Annotated in this window: 26 protein-coding genes; 14 read left to right on the top strand and 12 right to left on the bottom strand. The window is 39.2% G+C overall.

The genetic code is table 11. The features are described 5' to 3' along the window. The first annotated feature begins 14 nt into the window (after positions 1-14). The 6 genes from NMS_RS08840 (at position 15) to NMS_RS08815 (ending at position 3,496) form a co-directional block, all read left to right on the top strand. Positions 15-929 (top strand): patatin-like phospholipase family protein, encoded by a 915-nt coding sequence (locus NMS_RS08840; protein WP_041496377.1) that lies wholly within the window; start codon positions 15-17, stop codon positions 927-929. A 134-nt stretch (positions 930-1,063) separates the two neighbouring features. Beyond that, positions 1,064-1,699 (top strand): peroxiredoxin, encoded by a 636-nt coding sequence (locus tag NMS_RS08835; RefSeq protein ID WP_041496376.1) that lies wholly within the window; start codon positions 1,064-1,066, stop codon positions 1,697-1,699. 123 nt (positions 1,700-1,822) lie between these two features. Beyond that, on the top strand, positions 1,823-2,134 hold the full coding sequence (locus NMS_RS08830; RefSeq protein WP_041496375.1) for a thioredoxin family protein: 312 nt from the start codon (positions 1,823-1,825) through the stop codon (positions 2,132-2,134). After that, positions 2,115-2,363 carry a DUF6952 family protein gene (locus tag NMS_RS08825; RefSeq protein ID WP_041496374.1) on the top strand — a complete coding sequence of 83 codons (249 nt, stop codon included), beginning with the start codon at positions 2,115-2,117 and terminating at the stop codon, positions 2,361-2,363. Before NMS_RS08830 ends, NMS_RS08825 begins: the two co-directional genes overlap by 20 nt. A gap of 120 nt (positions 2,364-2,483) precedes the next feature. Then, complete coding sequence (locus NMS_RS08820; RefSeq protein ID WP_041496373.1) at positions 2,484-3,188, top strand: DUF4197 domain-containing protein; 705 nt, start codon at positions 2,484-2,486, stop codon at positions 3,186-3,188. 119 nt (positions 3,189-3,307) lie between these two features. Further along, positions 3,308-3,496, top strand: coding sequence for a hypothetical protein (locus tag NMS_RS08815; RefSeq protein WP_041496372.1), 189 nt, complete (start codon positions 3,308-3,310; stop codon positions 3,494-3,496). Between the two features lie 13 nt (positions 3,497-3,509). Here the strand turns inward: NMS_RS08815 and NMS_RS08810 are convergent, their stop codons facing one another. The 6 genes from NMS_RS08810 to NMS_RS08785 form a co-directional block, all read right to left on the bottom strand. Further along, complete coding sequence (locus NMS_RS08810) at positions 3,510-4,844, bottom strand: DUF58 domain-containing protein (protein WP_041496371.1); 1,335 nt, start codon at positions 4,842-4,844, stop codon at positions 3,510-3,512. Then, positions 4,844-5,878 (bottom strand): AAA family ATPase, encoded by a 1,035-nt coding sequence (locus NMS_RS08805; protein WP_041497612.1) that lies wholly within the window; start codon positions 5,876-5,878, stop codon positions 4,844-4,846. Before NMS_RS08805 ends, NMS_RS08810 begins: the two co-directional genes overlap by 1 nt. Positions 5,879-5,977: 99 nt before the next feature. Next, complete coding sequence (locus tag NMS_RS08800; RefSeq protein ID WP_041496370.1) at positions 5,978-7,306, bottom strand: DUF4350 domain-containing protein; 1,329 nt, start codon at positions 7,304-7,306, stop codon at positions 5,978-5,980. After that, positions 7,306-8,064, bottom strand: coding sequence for a hypothetical protein (locus NMS_RS08795; RefSeq protein ID WP_148311365.1), 759 nt, complete (start codon positions 8,062-8,064; stop codon positions 7,306-7,308). Before NMS_RS08795 ends, NMS_RS08800 begins: the two co-directional genes overlap by 1 nt. After that, entirely contained in the window at positions 8,061-9,005 is a 945-nt protein-coding gene (locus tag NMS_RS08790) for a hypothetical protein (RefSeq protein WP_041496368.1), read from the bottom strand. Before NMS_RS08790 ends, NMS_RS08795 begins: the two co-directional genes overlap by 4 nt. Beyond that, positions 8,983-9,954 carry a stage II sporulation protein M gene (locus NMS_RS08785; protein WP_041496367.1) on the bottom strand — a complete coding sequence of 324 codons (972 nt, stop codon included), beginning with the start codon at positions 9,952-9,954 and terminating at the stop codon, positions 8,983-8,985. The genes NMS_RS08790 and NMS_RS08785 overlap by 23 nt, the downstream gene beginning before the upstream one ends. A 38-nt stretch (positions 9,955-9,992) precedes the next feature. Between NMS_RS08785 and NMS_RS08780 the strand changes: the two genes are divergently transcribed. Then, positions 9,993-10,715, top strand: a complete 723-nt coding sequence (locus NMS_RS08780) for an RDD family protein (protein WP_041496366.1) — start codon at positions 9,993-9,995, stop codon at positions 10,713-10,715. Then, the gene (locus tag NMS_RS08775; RefSeq protein ID WP_041496365.1) at positions 10,716-11,348 is read left to right on the top strand and encodes a trimeric intracellular cation channel family protein; all 633 of its coding nucleotides are present in this window, start codon (positions 10,716-10,718) and stop codon (positions 11,346-11,348) included. It begins immediately after the preceding gene. 52 nt (positions 11,349-11,400) lie between these two features. On the opposite strand, the gene NMS_RS08770 is transcribed toward NMS_RS08775, so the two are convergent. From NMS_RS08770 to NMS_RS08750, 5 genes are all read right to left on the bottom strand, one after another. Next, positions 11,401-12,267, bottom strand: a complete 867-nt coding sequence (locus NMS_RS08770) for a rhomboid family intramembrane serine protease (RefSeq protein ID WP_041496364.1) — start codon at positions 12,265-12,267, stop codon at positions 11,401-11,403. Further along, entirely contained in the window at positions 12,267-12,962 is a 696-nt protein-coding gene (locus tag NMS_RS08765) for a rhomboid family intramembrane serine protease (protein ID WP_041496363.1), read from the bottom strand. The genes NMS_RS08770 and NMS_RS08765 overlap by 1 nt, the downstream gene beginning before the upstream one ends. A gap of 3 nt (positions 12,963-12,965) precedes the next feature. Next, positions 12,966-14,795: a DNA mismatch repair endonuclease MutL gene (gene mutL / locus NMS_RS08760; protein WP_041496362.1), complete on the bottom strand. Its 1,830-nt coding sequence runs from the start codon at positions 14,793-14,795 to the stop codon at positions 12,966-12,968. Between the two features lie 8 nt (positions 14,796-14,803). Further along, positions 14,804-15,088, bottom strand: coding sequence for a hypothetical protein (locus tag NMS_RS08755; RefSeq protein WP_041496361.1), 285 nt, complete (start codon positions 15,086-15,088; stop codon positions 14,804-14,806). Positions 15,089-15,177: 89 nt separating this feature from the next. Then, a complete protein-coding gene (locus NMS_RS08750; RefSeq protein ID WP_041496360.1) occupies positions 15,178-16,797 on the bottom strand; it encodes an ABC-F family ATP-binding cassette domain-containing protein in 1,620 nt (539 codons plus the stop codon). 136 nt (positions 16,798-16,933) lie between these two features. Between NMS_RS08750 and NMS_RS08745 the strand changes: the two genes are divergently transcribed. Beyond that, positions 16,934-18,382, top strand: a complete 1,449-nt coding sequence (locus NMS_RS08745) for a TlpA family protein disulfide reductase (RefSeq protein ID WP_041496359.1) — start codon at positions 16,934-16,936, stop codon at positions 18,380-18,382. 73 nt (positions 18,383-18,455) lie between these two features. Here the strand turns inward: NMS_RS08745 and fsa are convergent, their stop codons facing one another. After that, a complete protein-coding gene (fsa, locus tag NMS_RS08740) occupies positions 18,456-19,112 on the bottom strand; it encodes a fructose-6-phosphate aldolase (protein WP_041496358.1) in 657 nt (218 codons plus the stop codon). A 105-nt stretch (positions 19,113-19,217) separates the two neighbouring features. Here fsa and NMS_RS08735 point away from each other — a divergent pair, with 105 nt between their 5' ends. The 5 genes from NMS_RS08735 to NMS_RS08715 all read left to right on the top strand — a co-directional run bounded on the left by NMS_RS08735 (position 19,218) and on the right by NMS_RS08715 (position 25,171). Next, entirely contained in the window at positions 19,218-19,637 is a 420-nt protein-coding gene (locus NMS_RS08735) for a hypothetical protein (RefSeq protein WP_148311364.1), read from the top strand. Between the two features lie 111 nt (positions 19,638-19,748). After that, positions 19,749-20,282, top strand: a complete 534-nt coding sequence (locus NMS_RS08730; RefSeq protein WP_041496356.1) for a DUF421 domain-containing protein — start codon at positions 19,749-19,751, stop codon at positions 20,280-20,282. After that, positions 20,283-21,245, top strand: a complete 963-nt coding sequence (locus NMS_RS08725; RefSeq protein WP_041496355.1) for a calcium/sodium antiporter — start codon at positions 20,283-20,285, stop codon at positions 21,243-21,245. A 110-nt stretch (positions 21,246-21,355) separates the two neighbouring features. Further along, a complete protein-coding gene (locus NMS_RS08720) occupies positions 21,356-23,542 on the top strand; it encodes a glutamine synthetase III family protein (RefSeq protein ID WP_041496354.1) in 2,187 nt (728 codons plus the stop codon). Between the two features lie 189 nt (positions 23,543-23,731). After that, the gene (locus tag NMS_RS08715) at positions 23,732-25,171 is read left to right on the top strand and encodes a T9SS type A sorting domain-containing protein (protein ID WP_041496353.1); all 1,440 of its coding nucleotides are present in this window, start codon (positions 23,732-23,734) and stop codon (positions 25,169-25,171) included. Positions 25,172-25,220: the final 49 nt, after the last annotated feature.

The raw sequence follows: 25,220 nt of genomic DNA, 5'->3' as shown, positions 1-25,220 counted from the left end.
GCGACGATTAACCTATGAGAGCATTAGTTATTTCTGGTGGTGGCAGCAAGGGCGCTTTTGCGGGCGGCGTTGCGCAGTATTTGATTCAGGAACTTCACCACGACTATGACCTGTATATAGGAACATCTACAGGTAGCTTGCTCATTTCTCACTTGGCGCTTCAAAAAATTGAAAAAATCAAAGATGTATATACACACGTCAATCAAAAGTCCATTTTCAACGATTCTCCTTTTTTAATCAAAACAGACAAATTCAACCACCAGCAAATTAGTATTAACCACTGGAATGTGTTGAGGCGTTTTTTGAAAGGAAAAAAAACCTTTGGGGAAAGTAAAAACCTGCGAAAGCTCATTGGTAAAACCCTTACGGTGGCGGAGTTTGAACAACTAAAGGCGTCAGACAAGGACGTGTTGGTAACGGTTTCTAACCTTTCCTCCCATGAGACCCAGTACAAATCCATACGCGATTTCTCCTATGAAGATTTTTGCGATTGGATCTGGATTTCTTGTAACTACATTCCGTTTATGAGTGTGGCACATAAAAATGGGTGCGATTATGCCGACGGTGGTTTTGGGAGTATGGTACCTATTAAAGAGGCTATTGAACGTGGCGCGACCACGCTTGATGTCATCGTTTTAGAGACAGAAGTCACCCAATTGAATAATTTACCTGCTAAAAATCCATTTTCACTGCTAACTAATCTCCATGGATTTATGATGGACCGCATTGAGAAGCAGAACATCGCCATAGGTAAATTTGTAGCTAGTAATAAAAATGCGATCATAAACATTTACTATACACCTACCGTTTTAACCACAAACTCACTGATTTTCAACAAGCAAAAAATGCTAGCCTGGTGGGAAAGCGGCTTCAACTTTGCCGCCAGTAAAAATGTAGATGTGAACGAGATCAAACCTCAAGAAGAATGATATAATCAGTTCTTATTTTGAAGCTGTCTTACTATTGTTTTATTCTATTATCACATATGTTCATTAAATTAGATTGAGTTCGCTTTCGCGAAAGCGACACCTACTTTTGCAGCCAATTAAAAAATAAATTTATAATGGCTATAGTAGGAAGAAAATTTCCAGATCTTAACGTAAACGCAATGAACGAAATGGGCGACACGTTTCAAATCAACGTTCTGGAAGAAGCAAAAAACAACAACAAGAAAGTACTTTTATTCTGGTACCCAAAAGATTTCACTTTTGTATGCCCAACTGAACTTCACGCTTTTCAAGAAGCTCTAGAAGAATTTGAAAAGAGAAACACCATGGTCATAGGTGCTTCTTGTGACACTGCAGAAGTTCACTTTGCCTGGTTAAACACGCCAAAAGATAACGGTGGTATTGAAGGAATCACGTATCCGCTAATTGCTGACTCTAATAGAAACCTATCTACCATGTTAGATATTCTAGATGCAGATGAAGAATACAACGACGACCTTGAAGGGTATTTGTTGAAAGGCGATAACGTAAGCTTCCGTGCGACTTACTTGATCGATGAGGAAGGAACTGTATTCCATGAAGGTGTAAATCACATGCCCGTAGGACGTAATGTGAATGAATTCTTGAGAATGATTGATGCGTATGCACACGTTCAAAAGAATGGTGAGGTATGTCCAGCAAACTGGGAAGAAGGAAAAGACGCTATGAAAGCAGATCGCCTAGCAACTGCAGCGTACTTGTCTCAAAACTAATTTTAGTACAAAGTACCAAGTATTAAGTACAAAGACTTTTAGCGAGGTCGTTGTACTTGATACCGTTTAATTTGAAAAGCAAAGTGTCTTAATACTTTGTACCTAATACTTAATACTAAAAAAATGCAAACTTTAGAACAAGACAACCTGCAGGAAATCGTAGCAGGAAATAAAAAAGTAGTGGTTCAATACATGGCGAGCTGGTGTGGAAACTGTCGCGTGATGAAGCCTAAGTTCAAGAAACTAGCTTCAGAAAACGAGGATATGATCTTTATTCTAGCAGATGCTGAAAAGTATCCAGAATCAAGAAAACTAGCAACGGTAGACAACCTGCCTACGTTTGCGACCTTCAAGGATGGAGCGTTTGTGAACCAAGTACAAACTAACAAATTTGAAAATCTAAAAGACCTCGTACATGAAGTTACCAGTAATTAGACACCTACAGAAAGGAGCTAACAAAGAGCAACTAGAAAGTACTCTTGAGGTGTTAGAGCATTTTGTGGAACACAGATCTGTAACTGATGAAGAAATGGATGTGGTAGGCGAATTGATCACTAACATTTGTGGTGCAATAGAAGTTCATAATAATGTAGAACAAGGTATGAGTGGTATTGAAGCTGCCAATGCTTTTGCACAAAAAGTAATGGGGTCTATTGATCAATAATTGAAGAACCATAGTCTTTTTAAAGCCCGTCGATTGACGGGTTTTTTACGTTTCAGTTTTACCGTTTTATTACGACAGGCAGAACCTTGAGCCGTTTACCTTTATCAAAATACGTTTTCCATGAAGAGAATTATCATTCTTGCATTTGCAGTTTCAGTATTGAGCTCTTGTGCAGAGCTTCAATCCATAGCCAGTCAACTTCCTCAAACCGGAGCATTATCTCAAGCAGATATAGGAAATGGCTTACGTCAAGCTCTAAATAAAGGTGTTTCCCAAGAAGTTATCAAATTATCTGCAACCGATGGCTTTTTTAGAAATGAAGCGGTAAAGATTTTACTACCCCAAGAATTACAGGAAGTAGATAACGGCTTGCGCAAAATAGGATTAGGCAGCGTCGCTGATGAAGGTTTAAAACTACTCAACCGCGCCGCTGAAGAAGCGACTAAGGAAGCTTTGCCCATTTTTGTAGATGCAGTAAAAGACATCACCTTTAATGATGCGAAAAATATTTTATTAGGTGATCAAAGAGCCGCAACGGCTTATTTGCAGTCCAAAACTCAGCAAGAACTTTACAATAAGTTCTCCCCAGTGATTGATAAAAATCTGGGAGAAGTTGGTGCTACCCGGCTTTGGGAAGATGCAATCACCCGTTACAATAGAATCCCCTTGTTAAATGATGTGAATCCAGACTTGAGAGATTATGTGACTCAAAAGGCTTTAGAAGGAGTTTTTACGATGATTGCTAAAGAAGAGGTGCAAATTAGAACTCAAGTTAATGCAAGAACTACAGATTTGCTAAAAAGGGTATTCGCATTACAAGACTAGCAAGTGTATAGCGAATCGGTTTTAACTTTTCTCTAACAAACCTTAGGACGGCCTTAAAAGCTTGTTTACATGGTATTCAATAGTTTTGCAGCAGAATTTACAGAAAGAAGAAGGCTGGAATGACGGATATTCAAATAGCAGAACAAGAAAGACTACTTATTAAAAAGGAAAGAAGGTATAGCGAGTTGATGCGTAAATCTTTCGAAATCTCTTTGAGGAATCGCGAGAGGGCCAATGAGATTCACTCTAAAGCTAAGAAGTTGTATCATGAAATCATGGAAACTCGCAGGCGTCTAGAATACGCTTAACTAGTTCTTTTCACTAGAGCAACCCTCTAGCTTTTATCTCTAAATACTTATTAATCGTATTGACCGTAAGCTCTTGAGGCTTAGTCAAAATCGTTTGTATTCCAAATTTATTAAGCTCATTAACGATGAGCTTTTTTTCATAAGCGAACTTTTCAGCAATAGTTTTAGTGAAAATATCCTGTGTATTCTCAACAGGTTCCTCTAGCATCTGGGACAACTCGGTATTTTCAAAAAATACCACAACTAATAAATGATTTTTAGCAATAGCTTGTAAATAGGGCAATTGCCTGTGCAATGCGTCCAGTGTTTCAAAATTAGTGTACAGCAATAAAAGACTGCGTTGTGTTATTTTGCGCTTGATGTCTATATAAAGTCTAGAGAAATCGCTTTCGCGAAAGTCGGTTTCCAGATTGTATAGCGTTTCTAAGATAAGATTCATTTGTGACGACCGTTTTTGCGCCATCACTTGATTATCCACTTTACTCGAAAAACTGAACATACCCGCTTTATCTCCTTTTTTCAAGGCAATATTTGAAATGACTAGAGTTGCGTTTATGGCATAATCCACCAGTTTCAACCCTTCAAAAGGCATTTTCATCACTCGCCCTTTATCAATTACAGAATACACCGGCTGTGACTTCTCATCCTGAAATTGGTTGATCATTAACTGATTACGCTTGGCAGTAGCTTTCCAGTTGATATTCCGCACATCATCACCAAGTGTATAATCTTTAATTTGCTCAAATTCCATGGTATGGCCTATCCTACGGATTTTCTTCATCCCATAATCCTTGAGCTTATTCGTAAAAGCCATCAGTTCATATTTCCTCATTTGAAGAAAAGAGGGATAATTAGGCACCATTGCATTATGGTCAAAAATATACTTACGCCACACCAAACCTATTCCAGATTTAACAAAAACATTCAAAGAACCAAAATGAAACTCACCACGTTCCACAGGTCGAGCGGTGTACGTTAATGTATGGGCTTTACCCTTTTCTGGTGTAGTCTCAATTTTAAAATCTCTTTTCTGAAACTGCACGGGTAGCTCATCAATGATGCGATAAGATGCCTTAAACGAGTAATTGTTTCTTAAGCGAATCTCAACAGGGTTTTCATCCCCATTAGAAAATTTATCAGGCAACACTCGACTGCCCATGACTCCAGATTTAGGCAAATACAATAGGAACAAATCCACCACAAGCAGTCCTATCAAAATGAAGAAACCAAGCACTAAATAGTCTTCTAAGCGTTCAAAAAAGAAGGCTAGAATGAATAAGAGTACGATGGCAATCAATACTTGAAAGAACCTTTTCGTAAGGAATGTAGCTTTAAAAATTTTCTTCACTATCTAGGGATCTCGATGGTCTCTAATATTTGGTTTACCGCACGATCTGCTGTAAAGCCTTCCATCTCGCGTTCTGGGGTCAGTATAATGCGGTGTCTCATAACAGCCTTTGCTATGTACTTCACATCATCTGGAGTGACAAAGTCTCTACCCATTATGGCTGCATAGGCTTTAGAGCCGTTCATGATCGCAATAGATGCCCTAGGCGACGCTCCTAAATAAAGGTTAGCATTGTCTCGCGTATTCAAAACAATCTCTGCAATGTATTTGATCAAATTATCTTCTACCACAATGCCGCGAACTGTTTCCTGATGCCTCACAATTTGCTCTGCCGTCATAATGCCTTCAATCAAGGATTCTGGAACTGCATTTTTACGGTGGTGATTACCTTCTAATATTTTAATTTCCTCTTCAAGGTTAGGGTACGACACATTGATTTTAAATAGAAAACGATCTAGTTGTGCCTCTGGCAGTCGGTAGGTTCCTTCTTGCTCTATTGGATTTTGAGTAGCAAATACTAAGAACGGTCGTTCCATCGTATATTCTTTACCATCAATAGTCACCTGACGCTCTGCCATCGCTTCAAAAAGAGCCGCTTGTGTTTTTGCTGGAGCTCTATTGATCTCATCAATCAAAATGATATTTGAAAAAATCGGTCCATTTTTGAACTCAAATTCATTGTTCTTCATAGAAAATACAGAGGTTCCTAGAATGTCGCTTGGCATCAAGTCTGGAGTAAACTGAATTCTAGAAAAACCGACCTGCATGGTTTTAGCAAGTAATTTAGCAGTCACCGTCTTGGCTACCCCAGGAACTCCTTCAATCAACGAGTGACCATTTGCAAGAATAGAAACAATCAAAAGGTCCATCATCTCTTCTTGACCTACAATGACTTTGCGCAGCTCGTTCTTTACCTTTTCTACAGCTTCTGACAGATCAGATAGATCTACTCTATTGCTAAATTTCAGATCACTAGACTCATCTGGTGTTGAAGCCAGGTTATTAGTGGAGTCTGGGGTGACATCCTCTTCCATATGATTAGAGGAGTTCGCTTCATGAACGTGTTGTTTTTGAGCAGGCTCTGGAAGATTGTTGTTATGATCTTCTGGATTGATATTTTGATTTTCTTCCATCTATTTTTTTTCTTTAAAAAAAGCTTCAATGCGCTTATTGAGTTGCTTTAATTCGTATTCGTTGTGTAGGGGTTTAGCCCTCAATGTATTAATGTATTCTATAATGTCTCTGGTCTGATCAAGAGATTTTCCTGACTTAGCCGACAGTCTTTTGATAAAAATTCCATCTAGTTTATCCGTGTTCAGGTATAAAGAACTGCGGATGCGTTCTAGAAAAAAAGTGATTTTCTTTTCTACAATACTGGTAAAATCGCCACTTTGATAGTACAGATTCCCAATGGTTCTCGTAAATTCTACAGTGGCATTTTCTAACGGGTTTACCACAGGTACAATGCGTTGCTCGCGTTTGCTTACAAAAAGCATGTACAACAAGACCCCAGCTATTGCAATATAATACGCCCATCTCAAAGATGATTGAGATAATATAAACCGAATGGAAGAGCTTACCACCTTCCTACCCGACTTTCCATAATCATCAAAGAAAACAGGACCGCTATTTAAATAAGAAAGTGATTCTGCCGCAAAGGCTTCCTTACCATTTAATAAATAATAATTACTGTAAGCAATGGGATTGAGATTGTAATAGAAAGCCCCATCGCCTACCTTGATTTCTACAAAATTAACTTGCGGAGTTTTGCGAGTTTTCAGCTCCCTCAATTTGATCGTTTCAAAATCTTCTTCATCTTCGATATCATCACTTATTTCGGCAGCTTCTTCTATTTGCTCGTCCTCGTTTTCAAATAGAGATTCTAAATATCCAGAGTCAGGATTGAAGGCCAGCACCTCGCCCAGCACCTTAGTTCGCAAAGTATCATACGCCTCAAAATATCGATAAGTTCCTTCCCTATGGTACACATAACTGCGATCGTCAAAAGATGGGTTTACCAATCGGGTACGGATGGTATCTTCAGAACCGCCAGCGTAGTAACTATTAGAACTCACCTCTAATTTTAAGGTGTCTGCTAGTGGCCCTACCGCATTGCTCACGGCTATAAAAACTTTGTTTCCACGTGCCACGAATTCCATTAAATAATCCGTCTCGGTTTGATCAAAAACCAGGTAATCATTCAAAAAAATATAACTGGCGTCTGTTTCCTTTTGATGCGCTCTTAGGAAGTCCACAGGAACTTCATTGACACTGGAAACGGTAGATTCCTTAAATAGTTCTGGAAGGTTATCAAACAACACATAAGCACCTAAAGGCACCTTGTCTCCACTAGTGTAGCTGGGGCTCCAGTTGATGGGCTGTGGCCTATTGCTCTCAACAACAAACAGACTTACCAAAATGGCGCCTAAAGCGTAGAGTATGATTTTTGATCTTTTATCCACTAGGCTGCTTGTTTATTGAGTCGATCAAACTCGGTTTGTGCCTTTTTAAAAGCAACTTCATCAATAGGGAATTCTCCATACCAGATGTAATCGTACAGATAGGAAACTTTTTTAAATTGATCTTTTAGCGCACTGTCCTTTAATTCTCTATAATAATCACCATTGGTTTTTTGAAAATCCCAATCGATTTTCCCACTTGCACTTAATTTCTTGAGAGAGTTGAGGTATAAGTACCGCACTGCATTTCTATAGTTTCCATTGGTAATCGCATCTTTGATAAATTGGCTCAAATCGATTTCCTCGATATGTGTTTCATCCATTTTAATCTCGTTGCCGCGCTTAGCGCCTCGTGCTCGGATTCCTGAAATTTTCTCGTTAGACAATAGCTTGACCAAAAAGTAAATCGCAACCGCTCCAAACAAGGCATAGATCACCCATTTGATGACGGTACCCCAAAACGGACTAATATCGATTCCAAACAGCCTTCCCAACTGTCTAAACAACCATTCAAAAAAGTCACCAAATATGTTATTGACTTCTTCGGTCGTTTCTTCATAGTTAAAATCCTCGCCGGTGTAGTTCTCCCTAAGATTTTCTGGAAATTGTCTGCTTTGAATACTTCGGTCATCGTAGTCTCGATCAAGCGTGTCCGTGATTTGTCTAGGACGCTGCTCTATTTTAGGAACGAGGTCTTGTAGGGATTGCGCTTTCGCGAAAGCGAAACTTAACAACATCATAATAACAACAAAATGCCTCATTCTATGCTGCCTATTTGAGTGATGCGACTGCGCAGGTACTCGTTGTTTTTGAACTCGTGTAGGTTAAAGTATAGAAAGGCGTTGATGATTTGTGATAGCAGCTGTATGAACATAAACATGATGCAAAATAGCGTCAAGAATACGATCACAAGTATATGACTGATGGTGCTGTCTGTAAAGCTACCCGAATCTTCTATCGCGTGAAATGCAATCACACCGAAGATGATTCCAGGAACGATTTGCAGGGAAAATATACAGATTTGAATTAAGGTACCCAGCACAACATTCACTCCAACGGCTTTCCAGAAACCGCTGAATAGGAGTTGCCATGATTCACCAAATGCTTCTAAAATATTCTTGCTTTCATTGTGTATATATGACATTAACGCCATTCCAATCCAAGAATTCAATGCTCCTCCTAACACTATACTAATTATAAAAGGTAATAAAGGGATATAAACTAAAATCAGATTCAAGATAAAATATCCTATTCCATAGATAACATAGATTCCTACTGCTAAAAGTGAAAATAAAATTACACCTAAAATATTTTGTTTTGTTTTAATCCAAACCTCTCTTTTAGGGATGTTATTTTTCTTCCCCTTCTCATATATAGACAAGTAATTAGAACATAGAGAAAAATTAAAGATGGTTGCAATGAAGATGATTAGAAATAGAAAAATAGTAGCTATTGCCATAGTAATCGCAGCTGAATCTGTACTTACATTACCGCCATAAACTACAGAGTTTTGCAAGATTAAAAACTCTACAAACCCAGTAATTAAGAAGTAAACGCTTATGAGAAAAAGAATAAAAAACATTCCATTGTAACCTATAAAGACGTTGATAATCCCTTTGATATTGGCCTTTAAAAAATTAAAAAAGGCCGTGATGATCCCACCGAAATCCCTTCTTAACCTAGGCTCTACGTAATTGCTCATGCTGTCTTTTAAGGTATTGAGGATAGATGACGTAATATCCTATAATGATGCTAGCGCTTATGACCAGTATGGTGTATTTGAGGATAGCTGGCATAAAAGCGTATCTAGTTACAAACCCTTCTATTGCACCAGCAATGATGAATAAAGGTACGGTGCTCAGGACGATTTTGATTCCTGCTTTAGCTCCTTTTACAAAAGAAACCCGCCTTGAATAAGTACCAGGAAATAGAATGGCATTACCCATCACCATTCCTGCCGCACCACAAATAACTATTACACTTAATTCAATGGTCCCGTGCAGCATAATGACACTCCAGGATTCCAGCGCTACATTCTCCATCGCAAACATGGAGAAAAAAGCTCCTACCATAATACCGTTTGAAAACAAGATATAACTCGTACCTATAGAAGTCAATAGTCCAAAGGCAAAACAGATCATCCCTACTCGTATATTATTGATGGTAATAGCCAGAAACATTCCCAGCGCTCCATCTTCCTGATACACTCCAGTCGGGTTTCCATCTCTAATATTTTCAAGGGTCATATTTACATAAGAATCTCCTAGAATTAACCGCACAAAGGAATCATCGTTTAAGCTACTGATGGTTCCAATTCCAACCGCTACCATGAAAATGAGGAATGCGTAGAGGAAGGTTTTCTGATAGTCGGCAAAAAAGAGTGGAAATTCAGTTTTAAAGAATCGGAACAGTTTATTTCCTTTTTCTTTTTTATTAACGTAAATCTTCTGGTGTGCCTGACTGGCAAGGGAGTTGAGGTATAATAACGTTTTACTGTCCTGATAATAAGTTTGCGCAAAGGACAGATCGTTTGTCAGTTGAATGTACAAACCAGCGAGCCTATCTGCATTCATATTTGAATTAGCGTCTAGTGCCTTTTCAAATGCCATCCATTTTGCTTTATTTTGTTTGACAAAAGCCGCCTCGCGCATTCTGTGAATTTTGGCTAAAGATAAAAACTAATTAACGCATGTCAAACACCTTAATCAATACGGCGCAGAATGTCAATATCCACTATAAAGTGGCGAGTCTAGGCTACCGCATTGTAGGATTTTTAATTGATGCTCTTATCTTATTTATCTATCTGATTATCATAGGTTATATCACAGATGGATTGGGCCAATTGCTGGATCGATTTACCACTTTTGGGTTGAGCCAGCTCTTATTCCTACCCGTGGCTTTTTACTCCCTGTTCTTCAATATTTTATTTAATGGCCATACCCCAGGAAAGTTTATAGTACAAACTAAAGTGGTCAAAATCGATGGTTCTCCAGCAACCTGGAGCGACTATTTAGTGAGTTGGATATTGCGATTGGTAGATATCTGGTTGTTCTTACCAGGACCTGGAACATTATCCATTATTTTTAGTGATAAAAACCAGCGATTGGGCGACATGGCGTCTGATACTATTGTGATCGACACCCGTAAAAAAACAAAAATTAGTCACACCATTCTTGAAGATGTGAAGGAGGATTATGAACCCACATTTTTGACCGTTCATATGCTGTCAGATAAAGACATCAATGAGATTAAGGAGATTTACCGCCTGGCTGGTGAAAGCCGTGATTATGAAACCTTGCGTCTATTGCGCCAAAAGGTAGAAGGTTTATTGCAGCTCAACAGCGATTTACGCGACGGTATTTTTATACGTACCGTACTCAAGGATTATTCCTACTTAACACAAGGCAACTAGATGAATGTAATTGATTTTATTGACCTGCTGGGTACCGTTGCCTTTGCAGTATCAGGAGCTTTGGCTGCTTTTTCTAAACGCTTGGATCCATTCGGTGTGATTATCATGGCATTTGTAACTGCTGCGGGCGGTGGTACCTTGCGTGATATTTTAATCGGCGTACAGCCAGTTTCCTGGATGCTGAATATGAATTTAGTTTACACCATTCTCATATGTGTTGTGGTTACCTTCATTTTTAGAAAGTGGCTTTTAAAATTACGTAAAACCTTGTTTTTATTTGACACTATAGGAATAGGTCTTTATACTGTGGTAGGCCTTGAAATGGGACTTCAAGCCGGATTGCATCCCGTGATTTGCATCACCTTGGGTTGTGTGACCGCTTGTTTTGGAGGTGTGATACGTGATATATTAGTGAACGAGATTCCTGTGATTTTCAGAAAAAATATTTATGCTACCGCTTGTCTTGCCGGTGGCGTTGTCTATTTTTTAATGATCAAAATAGGCGTATTAGAAAACTTCAGGTTTTTCATAGCTGGATTTACCGTGATCCTCATTCGCTTTTTTGCGGTGATGTTCAGCTGGCAATTGCCTAGTTTTTATGACACGGGTGAGGAAGATCCTACTAGATTCTAGAAGTGATTTTTGTGAAGTTCGCTTTCGCGAAAGCGAAATTACCACCGGCACTCTATTCCTTACCAGCCTTGAAAAGAAAGTCCTTTTCATCGCGGCTTAAACTCTCATAACCACTCTCTGATATTTTATCCAAAATGCCATCGATGCGCTGTTGATGGTTGGAAGAAGGCTTGGTTTGGCTAGTTTTACTCTGGTTCTTATAGACTGTTTTCATCTTTCCCCTGCGCGGTGCTTTCTTAGCACTGGATTTGAAAAAGCTTACTATAGAATCGCCTACAACCGCGAACCCTTCTAATACATCTATACCTTCTTTCATGCGAGTTGCCGCATAATATCCTAAAGCTGCTCCAGCAAGGTGAGCTACACTACCTCCAGCATTGGTATTCGTCACAATGGCAAAAACATCCAACGCAATCAGTGCGAAAGCGAGATATTTAAGCTTGACATTTAGCACAAAAAACAATCGTACTGGCGTGTCTGGCATATACGAACAGATGAAAAATAAAGTGGCGTAAACTCCCGCGCTTGCCCCTACCAGCAAGGTGTTTTCAAAAAAGTCAGTAAATAGACCACTTGCCAGTGTGAACGCAAAACCACCGGCAAGAATACCTGTGAAAAACAAGGTCAAAAATTGTCGCCCGCTGAAGAGATTGAGCATCATCTGGCCAGTAAAATAGAGCACCAGCATATTGAAAAACAAGTGGAAAATACCACCATGTAAAAATCCATAGGTAAACCAAGACCAAGGTTGTAACACCGCAGGCACAAATCCCGCTGGTATACCAAACCAGTCTGTGATAGGGTTGTATAAATAGCCCAACAACCAAAACAAAAGGGTTGTCAAACTAACCCATACGACCAATTTCCCACTCAAGTCGAGCTGGGCATATTTAAGTTTAAGGTTGTCTAAAAAATCCATCAATCAATTCTATAACTGTCCATATCATTGCGCTTCCAGTACCAGACCATAATAAATCCAAAGATGGCACCGCCTAAATGCGCCGCATGTCCTACATTATCTTGTAAACTTAATATCCCGAATGTACTCAATGTTTCATACAACACATAAGCGCCTATCAGCCATTTTGCAGCAATGGGGTAAGGTATAAATAAGATCTGTAGTTTTATATTAGGATACATGTAAGCAAAACCAGCTAACACACCGAAGATACAACCGCTGGCGCCTACCATTCCTTGCCATAAATTAGTGCCGCGATTAGGAGTGAAAATGATCTCTGTTATTTCCTGTGCTCCATAACCTTGACCAGCCAACTCACTTACAATACTTTGATATTCTATAAAATCAATAACTGTTGTCAATAAATAAGCACCGATTCCAGAGGCAAAGTAGAAAAAAATGAACTTGTTAGTTCCCATCCATCGCTCCAGCGGTGGACCAAAGATGAGCAAAGCGTACATATTGAATACAATATGCATGATACTGCCATGCATAAACATGTGGGTCACGATTTGCCAAACCTGAAATTTAGGATTTTGATAATACCACAAGGTTAAATCATCAGAGAGTTCTGGGGCTATAAAACCAGCACCTATAAAGACGACTACATTTAAAATGAGCAAATTCTTTACTACTGGTGAAATGTTATCAAACATGTATTAATTAAATTTTGCGTTCAGGTGTTCTCCTGTAATAGTTGTAAAAACTTTCTTGCCTTGGGCTGTCAATTCTGGCTCTTTGCAGGCAAACAATTCGTCAATCAATTGTTGCATTTGCTGTGCATTGAGCGCATCACCAGTTTTTAACGCCATGCTGGTAGCCATACGGGAAGCCAATCGATCCACATGAGAAAAATTTGCGTCTGGCAATTCCTCTTGTTGGAATTTGATGATAGAATCTAAAAGGCTTTCCACATCAGCTGATTTTAAATCTAGTGGCAAACCTTCAATCTCGACAATATTTTGTCCTATATTTTTAAATAGAAAACCTACGCTTTCTAACTCTTGTTGCAGCTGGGATAAAATCTGTACCTCTTCTATGGGACGTTCCCATTGTATAGGAAATAAAAGCTGTTGACTCACGCCGTTTTGCACGGTTAGTTGTCGCAGCAATTGCTCGTACAAAACGCGCTCATGCGCCCTGTTTTGATTGATGACTAGCAAGCCACTTTGCAAGGTGCTGATAATGTACTTGCGCTGTAGCTGAAAAATATTAGTGGTGGTAGATTCCGTACTTGAAAACAGCGTTTCTGATGCTGGCTCTAATGAACCTTCATCAGTTAACGTTGATTTTTCTTCTAATCCTGCATACAGTGCGTCCCAATTGCCCGCTGGTTTAGGGTGGTAATGTGAATTGGTTTTTTGACTGTGGGAAGAACCCGAAGGCTGAAAAGGATTGAAATCAGGGTCTACTTCAATTCTGGGTGCTTGTGCTCCATTTTTGATCGTCTCATAAGGCAAGTCGAGTTCCGTATCTTTTTGAAAATCTATGGCGTCAATACTGAATTGTCCCAAAGCATGCTTAACACTGGCACGAACAATAGCGTATAAACTGTGTTCGTCCTCAAATTTGACTTCCGTCTTGGTAGGGTGAATATTGATATCTACACTATCTGGTGGAACGTCTAGATATAAAAAATAACTGGGGTTTGCTTTATCTGGCAATAAGCCTTCAAAAGCACTCACTACTGCATGGTGCAGATAGGAATGTTTGATGAATCTATCATTGACAAAAAAATATTGCAGCCCCTTAGTTTTACGTGCAAATTCAGGCTTACCTACATAGCCTTGAATATTGACCAGTTCTGTTTGTTCTTTTATGGGCACCAGCTTATCGTCGACTCGGGAACCCATGATATTGACAATGCGATGCCTGTAGGTGCTGGCCGGCAGATTGAACAGCTCGCTGTCATTGTTCACAAAGCGAAAAGCAATCTGTGGATGCGCCATCGCAACGCGATGGAACTCGTTGGTAATATTGCGCAGCTCCACGCTGTCAGATTTCAAGAATTTTCTACGAGCAGGAACGTTGTAAAATAAATTACGAACGCTGATCATGGTTCCGACAGGAGTTACTACAGGTTCTTGAGATGTCACTTTACTACCTTCAATGTCGATCTGGGTGCCTAGATCGTCATTTTCCCGTCTGGTTTTGACACTCACATGCGCGATTGCAGCTACAGAGGCTAAGGCTTCTCCTCTAAAACCTTTGGTGGCCAAATTGAATAAATCTTGTGCAGTGGAAATCTTAGAAGTGGCGTGACGTTCAAATGCCATTCGGGCATCAGTGGTGCTCATTCCTTTACCGTCGTCGATGACCTGGACTAATGTTTTACCAGCATCCTTAATGATGAGGGTAATCGCTTTCGCGGAAGCGTCAATCGCATTTTCCATCAATTCTTTAACCACACTAGCTGGTCTTTGGACAACCTCACCGGCCGCAATCTGGTTTGCTACATGATCTGGTAATAAACGAATGATGTCTGACATGAAGTCAATTAAATGCTAAAGATGGATAGGTCAAAATCGATGAGCCATAGAAAAAGTAAGATCAGGATCGCCGCAATGATATAAATGCGATTTCTCGCGATGCGATCTGTGCCTTCCTTGTAGTCACGTAGGGCATTGTGAAACTTGCCCTTTAAACCATGGTTATGAATGGTGGAACGTTGATCATCAAATTTATGTTTGATCTCAAATGGATTGCCATCCTTGTCCTTATTCTGGTAATAGCGTGGCTCGTAGGAGTATTTTTTATTTTTGCGACGTGATAAAATTCCCATAATGGATACTCTTCAACAAAGTTAATTACAATTCACGGGAACTAGCGCAAAGATGATGCCTATCTATTAAAGATGGACAGCTAGAACATCTATGAGTTGTACATTTTTTGTCGCAACTCTTTAATTTTCTTATCGTCCATGTAATCTTCAAATGTGCTATAGCGGTCAATTACTCCATTAGGCGTCAATTCTACTACTCGATTACCCACAGTTTGTGCAAACTCATGATCGTGTGTGGTCAACAACACGGTGCCTTTAAAGTTTTTCAAACTATTGTTGAATGCTTGAATGGATTCTAGGTCTAGGTGGTTGGTAGGTTCATCTACCATCAATACATTGGCACGCTTCATCATCATTCTGGAAAGCATGCAGCGTACTTTTTCACCTCCTGAAAGGACACGGGCGCTTTTCAAGGCTTCTTCTCCAGAGAAAATCATTTTCCCTAAAAATCCACGTAGAAATACCTCTTCACGTTCTTCTTCTGTCTGCGCATATTGACGCAGCCAATCTACCAGATTCATATCAGTATCAAAATATTCTGAATTGTCTACTGGTAAATAACTTTGCGTGGTAGTAACTCCCCACTGAAATTCGCCAGAATCAGCTTTAGTCTTGCCATTGATGATATCGTAGAACAACGAGGTCGCACGGCTGTCTTTAGAATAAAGGATGATTTTATCGCCTTTGGCAACGTTCAAATTAATGTCTTTGAACAAAACTTCACCGTCCACCGATCCTGTTAGTTTTTCTACATTAAGAATTTGATCTCCCGCTTCTCTATCGCGATCAAAAATGATGGCAGGATAGCGTCTGGAAGATGGTTTAATCTCTGAAATATCTAATTTCTCGATCATCTTTTTACGCGAAGTCGCTTGCTTTGATTTGGCTACGTTTGCGCTGAATCTTGCAATGAACTCTTGTAATTCTTTTTTCTTTTCCTCTGCTTTCTTGTTAGCTTGTTGGCGTTGCCTTGCAGCGAGCTGGGAAGATTCGTACCAGAAGGTATAATTACCACTGTACTGATTTACTTTACCGAAATCGATATCTGCAATATTAGTACAAACCGCATCTAGAAAGTGACGGTCATGCGACACTACAATCACTGTATTTTCATAGTTAGCTAAGAAATTCTCTAACCAGTTAATCGTCTCATAATCCAGATCATTAGTAGGCTCATCCATGATCAAGACATCTGGATTACCGAATAATGCCTGGGCTAAAAGCACACGCACCTTCAGTTTATTATCCATGTCCTCCATTAGAGTGTAATGGTACTCCTCGCCTATCCCAAGATTAGAAAGTAAAGATGCCGCAGCACTATCTGCATTCCAGCCGTCCATTTCTTCAAACAGCACTTGTAACTCTCCTATCTTCTCTGCATTCTCATCAGTATAATCGGCATACAATGCATCGATTTCAGATTTCAATTTATGTAGAGGCTTGTTTCCTTTAAGAACGGTTTCCAGCACCGTATCCTTATCATGCGCGTTGTGATCTTGTTCTAGAACACTCATGCGTTTTCCTGCCTCTAGATGCACATGACCGCTGGTAGGCTCCATCTTACCAGTCATAATTTTAAGAAAGGTAGACTTTCCTGCACCGTTAGCACCGATGATTCCATAGCAATTACTCCCGCCAAATTTGGCATTGACCTCGTCAAATAAGACGCGTTTACCGAATTGAACTGAAAGATTAGAAACCGTAAGCATAATTTGATTTTTAAGGCTGCAAAAATACGATTAATAAAGGGTTTTCACACAAACGAACAACCCCCTTTTTAACAGCCCATTAACTCGTTGACTGGGTGAGATCCGTTTTTTTTGTAACCTACCCACAAGTGCCATCATGATTGAAATTTTTACGCTTTCGCGAAAGCGAACTTCAAAAGCATATTATTACATTATAGGAATGCTCCTGTTTGCCTCTCTATTATCCTGTGAAGAAGACAAGCCTACCATTACTAGTGTGAGCGGTAAGATTGTAAACCCAAAATATTCCTATGTCGTTTTAACTAATTATGACAATGTGCATGACACTTTACAGCTGGATGAAGAAGGGATTTTTAGAAAAACATTTGACAAGTTAGATTCTGGCCTTTATACCATATTCTATCCAGGAGAGTCCCAATGGGTTTTTCTTGATCAAGGAGATAGCTTAAGTATCAGAGCTAACACAAGAGCTTTTGACGAAACTATAGCTTTTACTGGGACACATGATCGAGAGAATACTTTTTTGATCAATCTATTCTCACAAATTGAGGATTCAAATATGGACATGTTGAAGTTTGAGAATAAATCACCGCGTGTATTTTACGACAACGTTCATAAAGTCAAAGAAGAACGACTGGCAAAGCTCAAGGAAGCAAGTAAAAAATATGTTTTCAACCCTAGGTTTGTTGAGTTTGCAGAGTTTATCATCAAGCTCAACAGCTATTATGAGCTTGAACGCTACCCTATCATTCACGACAGTAACATCTATATAGACAAAGATGTCAACGTCCCAGAGGAATTTTTTGCGCATAGAAATAGGGTAGAGATCGATTTACCTAAGCTTCTTAACAACTTTGCGTACCGACCATATGTCAATGCCCTAGCTTCTAATTTAGCTTATCGCAACCTGTCAAAAAGGTCTTCAAAAGATATTGACCTAAACAATTACATATACAATAAAGAACGTCTTAAAGTGATAGACAGCTTATTTGAGAATGACCAGCTTCAAAACGTTTTTGTAGCAGGTGAAATACGTAATTTCATACGCGGCCGTAAAAATGCCGAAGAGATTAATTTGCTGGTTAAGGATTTTCTTGCCATTTCTACAGACGAAAAAATCAATGAAGAGATTGCCCAAATGGCGGCAACTTATATAAGCCTGGATCCAGGGAATGAGTTACCTGATTTTGACTTGCGGAACATGGATAATGAGCGCACAAGCCTTAGTAAACAGGTAAAAAAATTAACCGTATTGTATTATTGGTCGATTCAAGACAAGGATTATGCCTTGAGCATTCATGATCAAGTAAAGGACTTACAATTAAAGTATCCAGAAATTGAATTTATAGGAATTAACATCGACCAGTTGGATTTTGACCAGTGGCAAGATATCATAGCTAACAATGACTTTAGAAACTCTAGAGAATACCAACTTTACGATAAGTCAGCAATCAATAGACAATTAGCACTGCGCAACAGCAACCGCAGCATGGTAGTGGATCGCAAGTTGACCATAATAGATCCTAATATCAATCTATTTTATTATAAGATAGAATCTACCTTACTGGGATATATAAATAGGTGACATTTCAAAAGCATATAAAAAAGCCCGAGATTCCTTCGAATCTCGGGCTTTTAGTTTATGAAATAAAGTGACCTTAGGAGTTTCCTTTTTTATAATCCTCAAGGAACTTAGCCAGTCCTATATCTGTCAATGGGTGTTTTAACAAACCTTCAATAGAAGATAATGGTCCAGTCATTACATCAGCTCCTAGTTTAGCGCATTCTAAAATATGCATGGTATGACGTACCGACGCTGCTAAGATCTCTGTTTCAAATCCATAATTGTCATATATCAAACGGATCTCTGCAATGAGGTTCAGCCCGTCTGTACTTATATCGTCTAATCTCCCGATAAATGGAGAAACATAAGTTGCACCAGCTTTAGCAGCAAGCAAGGCTTGTCCAGCACTAAAAACGAGAGTACAATTGGTTTTTATTCCTTTATCAGAAAAATACTTGATCGCTTTTACACCATCTTTGATCATAGGAATTTTAACAACTATCTGTTTGTGAAGTTTTGCAAGAGCTTCTCCCTCGCGCACCATACCGTCAAAATCTGTTGAAATTACCTCGGCACTCACATCGCCGTCAACAATTTCACAAATTTTCTTATAGTGGTTGATGATATTATCTTGTCCCGTAATACCTTCTTTAGCCATAAGACTTGGGTTGGTAGTCACTCCATCCAGTACGCCTAGATCTTGAGCATCTGCAATCTGTTCCAGATTTGCGGTATCAATAAAAAACTTCATAATATGGATCTTAAAATTTGGGTAAAAATACGAGTCTGATCCTGTTTAGCAGGTTAGGTTTGAGTTATTTTTGAGGAAGATTGTCCACAAAATAAAAGAAAACTTATGATACAGTTACGCTGCACCACATTTTTGTTGGCACTATCTTCTCTGATACTTTTATCCAGTACCAATAGCAAAAAGAGTTTAACACCAGGAGCTACCGAGGTCAATGCTGTTTTTGCCATGCACAGTAAATCAAAAAAGAAAAAAGAAAAACACCCTTACAAAGTGAGCTACCAATTGTCTAATGAAGAAGAAATGCTAGCGACTGAAAGTGAGTCAAAAGGCAAGGATCGCTTGCGCTACTATCAGGACGATATATCCTCTGCTCAGTTTGTGGACAACACCTTTCAAGAATTACAAGACAACCGGAATCTAGTCGTCATGGAGCTCAAGGAGATAGGCAAGGACAATATATACCGTCCTTTATGTAAATCTCCCCTACAATATGATATAGCTATAGAATTGAAAACAGGTTTCTGATGTATTTGTAAGGTAAGGAACCCTCAAACAAAACTCTATATTGCAGGAAAAGCTTTTAAAAAGTCCGCTTTCGCGAAAGCGAAACTAACCTCATAACGAATCAAAACTATTATGGAAATCAACTGGAAACACTTTACAGATAAAATTGAGATCATGCCAGAAGTACTGGTGGGCACGGTCGTACTGTACATTTTGATTATCCTCTATACTCGGGTTTTCGGTTTAAAGAGCTTCAGTAAAATGACTGGATTTGACTTTCTAAACACGGTTGCGATTGGTAACTTACTCGCCATGAGTGCCGCGACCAGCTCACCTTCCTTATTTGTAGGAGCATTGCTAATTGGCTTACTATACCTTATTAATTATCTTGTAACCGTACTGATGTTCAAAAGCGACACCGGACAAAATTTAATGGACAATTCCCCTATTTTGTTAATGCGGGATGGAAAAATCTTAGAAGAAAATCTAGAAAAAACTAAGGTTACCAAAGATGAATTGAGAGGCAAATTACGGGAAGCCAATGTCATACGGTTAAGCGAAGTTCGTGCCGTAGTACTTGAAACTACTGGCGATGTAAGTGTATTACATACTGATGGTGATGAGAAGCTTGAGGATTTTATAATGACTGACGTTAGAGATTACTAAATGAGTATTTTATATCTTTTATTAGGGTTTATTTTATTAGTGGCTGGAGGTGAGTTTTTAGTTCGTTCCTCAGTGGGGCTTTCTCTAAAGCTGAATCTTTCTAGGATGATCATCGGGCTTACTGTGGTTTCTTTTGCCACTAGCGCTCCTGAGCTCATCGTAAGTATTCAAGGGGCTCTTTCTGGGTTTTCTGGTCTTGCGGTAGGAAATGTCGTGGGGTCAAACATTGCTAATATTGGAATCGTACTAGGCGTTACAGCATTGATTGCTCCACTAGGCATGGAAAAAGACTTTTTTAAATTCAACTGGCCATGGATGGTCTTTTTTAGTTTTCTAGGTTACGGCTTATTGAAATGGGGTAACGATCTTTTAAGATGGGAAGGCTTGTTATTGCTAGCTCTACTTGCGGTATTCCTAGCAGCCCTTATACGTAAAGCTCGCAAAGAGCCTGCAGCGGTAACCGTCGATATTGATGTGAACGAGGATGGCACCTCTAGTCCCTGGTGGAAAATCATCGTTTTTCTAATTTTAGGAGGCATCGCTTTATGGCTGGGATCAGAATGGCTGGTCAAAGGTGCGGTTCAAATCGCAACACAATTAGCTATTCCTGAAAGTGTGATCGCCGTATCTATGGTGGCTGTAGGGACCAGCGTTCCAGAATTGGCCGCATCCGTCATTGCTGCACTAAAGAAGGAAAAAGCCATATCCTTAGGAAATCTAGTGGGTAGTAATATATTTAATTTAGGCTCTGTTTTAGGTATCACCGCCTTAATTGAGCCTATTTACCTGGATGGAGATAATTTACGACTTCTTAATAACGACATATGGTGGATGGTAGGTTTTGCATTAATTCTGCTGCCGTTAGCCTATTTACCTAAGAAATATATTATTTCTAGGTTTAAGGGGTTGTTTCTACTCATTTCCTACGGATTATTCCTATACTTTGCTTTTAGCACCCTATAAATTATAGGGTAGTTTAAAATTAAATCTTAATTTTTTATGATTAACCCTTATTAATTGCAGGGTCATACCATTATTTTAATATTTTTGCAGCATCAATTTAAAATATACCCATGTCCACACTTAGATTTCAAGCAATTAAAGAAACACTTAATCGTCAACCCGTTGTCGTCAAAGAACCTGCGAGACGAAGTGAAATATTTGGTAAGCACGTATTCAATAAAGCTGCAATGCGTCAACATTTGACAAAGCAAGCTTATAAAAGCGTGATGGCAGCCATGGAGAATGGTGCTAAAATCGACCGTGAAATTGCAGATCACATCTCTACAGGAATGAAGGAATGGTCCATTCAAAATGGAGCAACACACTACACACACTGGTTCCAACCTTTAACTGGTTCTACTGCAGAGAAGCATGATGCATTTTTTGAATTGGAACCCGATGGTGAGGTGATGGAAAAATTTGGTGGAGGACAACTAGTACAACAAGAACCAGATGCCTCCTCCTTCCCTAACGGTGGGATTAGAAATACCTTTGAAGCACGTGGGTATACTGCTTGGGATCCAACATCTCCAGCATTTATCATGGGAACAACATTGTGTATTCCTACGGTATTTGTAGCTTATACAGGTGAGGCATTAGATTATAAAACGCCTTTATTGAGATCGCTACAATCGATAGATCAAGCAGCTACCGCTGTCTGTAAATATTTTGATAAAAACGTTAATAAAACCATCGCAACATTAGGATGGGAACAAGAATATTTCTTGATCGATAGTGCCTTGGCTTCCTCCAGACCTGATTTAGACCTTTCTGGACGTACGTTACTGGGTCACGCTTCCGCGAAAGGACAACAGCTCGACGACCATTACTTTGGTGCAATTCCATCAAGGGTATTGAATTTTATGCGAGATATGGAGACCGAATGCATGCTTTTAGGTATTCCAGTAAAAACAAGACATAACGAGGTAGCGCCGAATCAGTTTGAATTGGCTCCTATTTTTGAAGAAGCTAATCTAGCAGTAGACCACAATAGTTTGTTGATGGACGTGATGCGCAAGGTTGCATCTAGACACCACTTTAAAGTATTGTTCCACGAGAAGCCATTTGCAGGTATTAATGGAAGTGGAAAACATAATAACTGGTCCTTATCTACAAACACAGGTGTTAATCTATTAAGTCCAGGTAGCACACCTATGAAGAACCTTCAATTCCTGACTTTCTTTATTAATACGATAAAGGCGGTTCACGATCATGAAGAATTATTGAGAGCCACCATCGCAAGTGCATCTAACGATCACCGTCTAGGTGCAAATGAAGCACCACCTGCGATTATCTCTGTATTCATCGGCTCCCAATTGACTAAAGTTCTTGACGAACTAGAAAAAGTTACCGACGGCAAACTAAGCCCAGAGGAAAAGACCGATCTTAAATTAAATGTAGTTGGAAAAATTCCGGAAGTTATTCTGGACAACACAGACCGTAACCGTACCTCACCATTTGCCTTTACTGGTAATAAATTTGAATTGCGTGCTGTAGGTTCCACTGCAAACTGTGCAAACCCGATGACCGTTTTAAATGCCATCGTTGCTAAGCAGTTGATGGAATTTAAAGAAGAAGTAGATGCATTGATCAAAGGCAAAAAGCTTAAGAAAGATGAAGCAATATTTAATGTCCTAAGAGACTACATTAAAAAATCTAAGAAGATTAGATTTGAAGGTGATGGTTATGGAGAAGCGTGGGAGAAAGAAGCTAAAAAACGTGGCCTGAGTAACAACAAAACGACTCCAACAGCGCTTAAGGCTAAAATTTCCAAGAAAAGTATTGCCCTATTTGAAGATTTAAATATCATGAGCCGTGTGGAGTCTGAAGCACGTTATGAGATTGAGATAGAGGATTACGCTATGCGTATACAGATTGAAGGACGTTTGCTAGGAGATATTGCTCGCAATCACGTGATACCCACTGCAATCAAGTATCAAAACACATTGATTGAAAACGTACGCGGACTTAAAGAAATCTACGGTAAGGACTTTAAGAAAGTTGCACATGAACAAATGTTGATTATCGAAGAAATTTCTGATCACATGGCAAATATCAATAAAGGAATTACCGACATGACGGAGGCTCGTAAAAAAGCCAACAACGCAAAAGATGCTGTTGAAACCGCTCATCTGTACTGTGATGAAGTCAAGCCATTCTTTGAAGATATCAGATACCACTGTGATAAATTAGAAATTTTAGTAGACGACGAATTGTGGCCAATAACTAAATACCGCGAGTTGCTTTTCACAAAGTAATTCAGTCATTATGAACTAAAAATCCTCACTTGTTGAGGATTTTTTTTGCGATGACGCGAAATCGTTTGCGACCTTTAAATAAGTTTAACTTCTATATATCAGATTGTTAAATTATCTTTATTAAAAAATAACAAGTTTATTTAGAACAAATCTAAATAGTTTTTAAATTTGTAAATCAAAATCCCTATTATGAAAACACTTTACACTTTACTATTTTCCATAGCGAGTATTGTCGCTGCAGGAGCTCAAGCTCCTACCCAAATCATAGACATAAATCCAGGTTCAGGAAATTCTGCTCCTACAAACATTACGGTATTCAATGGCAGCTTGTTTTTCTCTGCAGACGATACTTCTGGAACCAACTCAGGTGGCGTTGATGTAAGTCGCGAACCATGGATCAGCGATGGTACTGCTACAGGAACCAGTTTGCTTAAAGACATCAATCCTGGCACAGGCAGTTCTAGTCCTTTCAATGTTTTTCAATTTAATAATGAACTGTACTTCACTGCAAACGATGGTGATTCTGAATTGTGGAAGACAGACCTTACAGAAGCTGGAACGGTCAAAGTAGATCTTTTTCCATCTGTAGCTGGAGACGTCCCTAACAACGCTATTGTTTTTAATGATGTGGTCTATTTGACAACTAATCAAGCAGATGGCAACAACCAGTTGACAGAATGGGATGGGACAAACCCAGCTCAAATTGCTCCTAATTCCTCTGGCAACGGTGAGATAACAACAGTTTCAGAAATTGCAGCATACAATGGCCTACTTTATCTATACATGGAGACAACAGTGGACGAACCTGCTTTCGGTCGTGAACTGTATTCTTACAATCCAGCAACCGACACCTTTACATTAATTAAAGATATTGCATCAGGGAATGCAAACTCTGGGATTTCAGGATTCACAGTGGCAAATAATCTTCTTTATTTTGAAGCTCAAGGTGATCTATGGCAGTCAGACGGCACCGAAAATAACACTATTGAAGTTCCAGCTGCCGCGACCTTAGGTATGAATGGAGTTAATAATATCTATAACTTTAACAACGATTTACTATTTGAAGGAGATAATGGTGCAGGTGACCAATTATGGATACTAGATACGGCATCTGGTGTGATCACTCAAATAAGCACAAATTCAGGAACTAATGCTAATCATGATCCTTCTGATTACGTGACCGTTGGAAACGTGGTGTACTACCGTGGTGAGGACAGCGATGATACTAGTGGAAATCTATTCAGAACAGACGGCATTACCACTCGTCAAATAGATAACACAATTATCGATATAGACGATTTAGTCTTGTTGGACGGTTTGATTTATATGGAAGGTGATAACGGCAGTGATGGCAAAGAGTTATTTGTTTTCAATCCAGCAACAGCATCCATAAAACCAGTAAACAAACAAGTGTTGAGAATGTATCCTAACCCATCCAATGGCGTTGTTAGCTTCTCGGGAGATCTTGCCGCTGATGCCGCTTTTTCAATTTATGACTTAGGAGGTAGATCTGTACTTGAGGGGAAATTGCAAAACAATCAATTGACCCATAATTTAACCACTGGAATCTATTTTGTAGAGCTTCAGCAAACCGGTATTGCTACTAAAATGAAGTTGATCGTAGAGTAAACCAGTTGGTATTTTAAAACGATAAAAGCTGCAGGGGTAACAATTCCGT

Source organism: Nonlabens marinus S1-08 (genome assembly GCF_000831385.1).
Lineage (GTDB): Bacteria > Bacteroidota > Bacteroidia > Flavobacteriales > Flavobacteriaceae > Nonlabens > Nonlabens marinus.
This window is presented reverse-complemented; position numbering and strand designations above follow the sequence as displayed.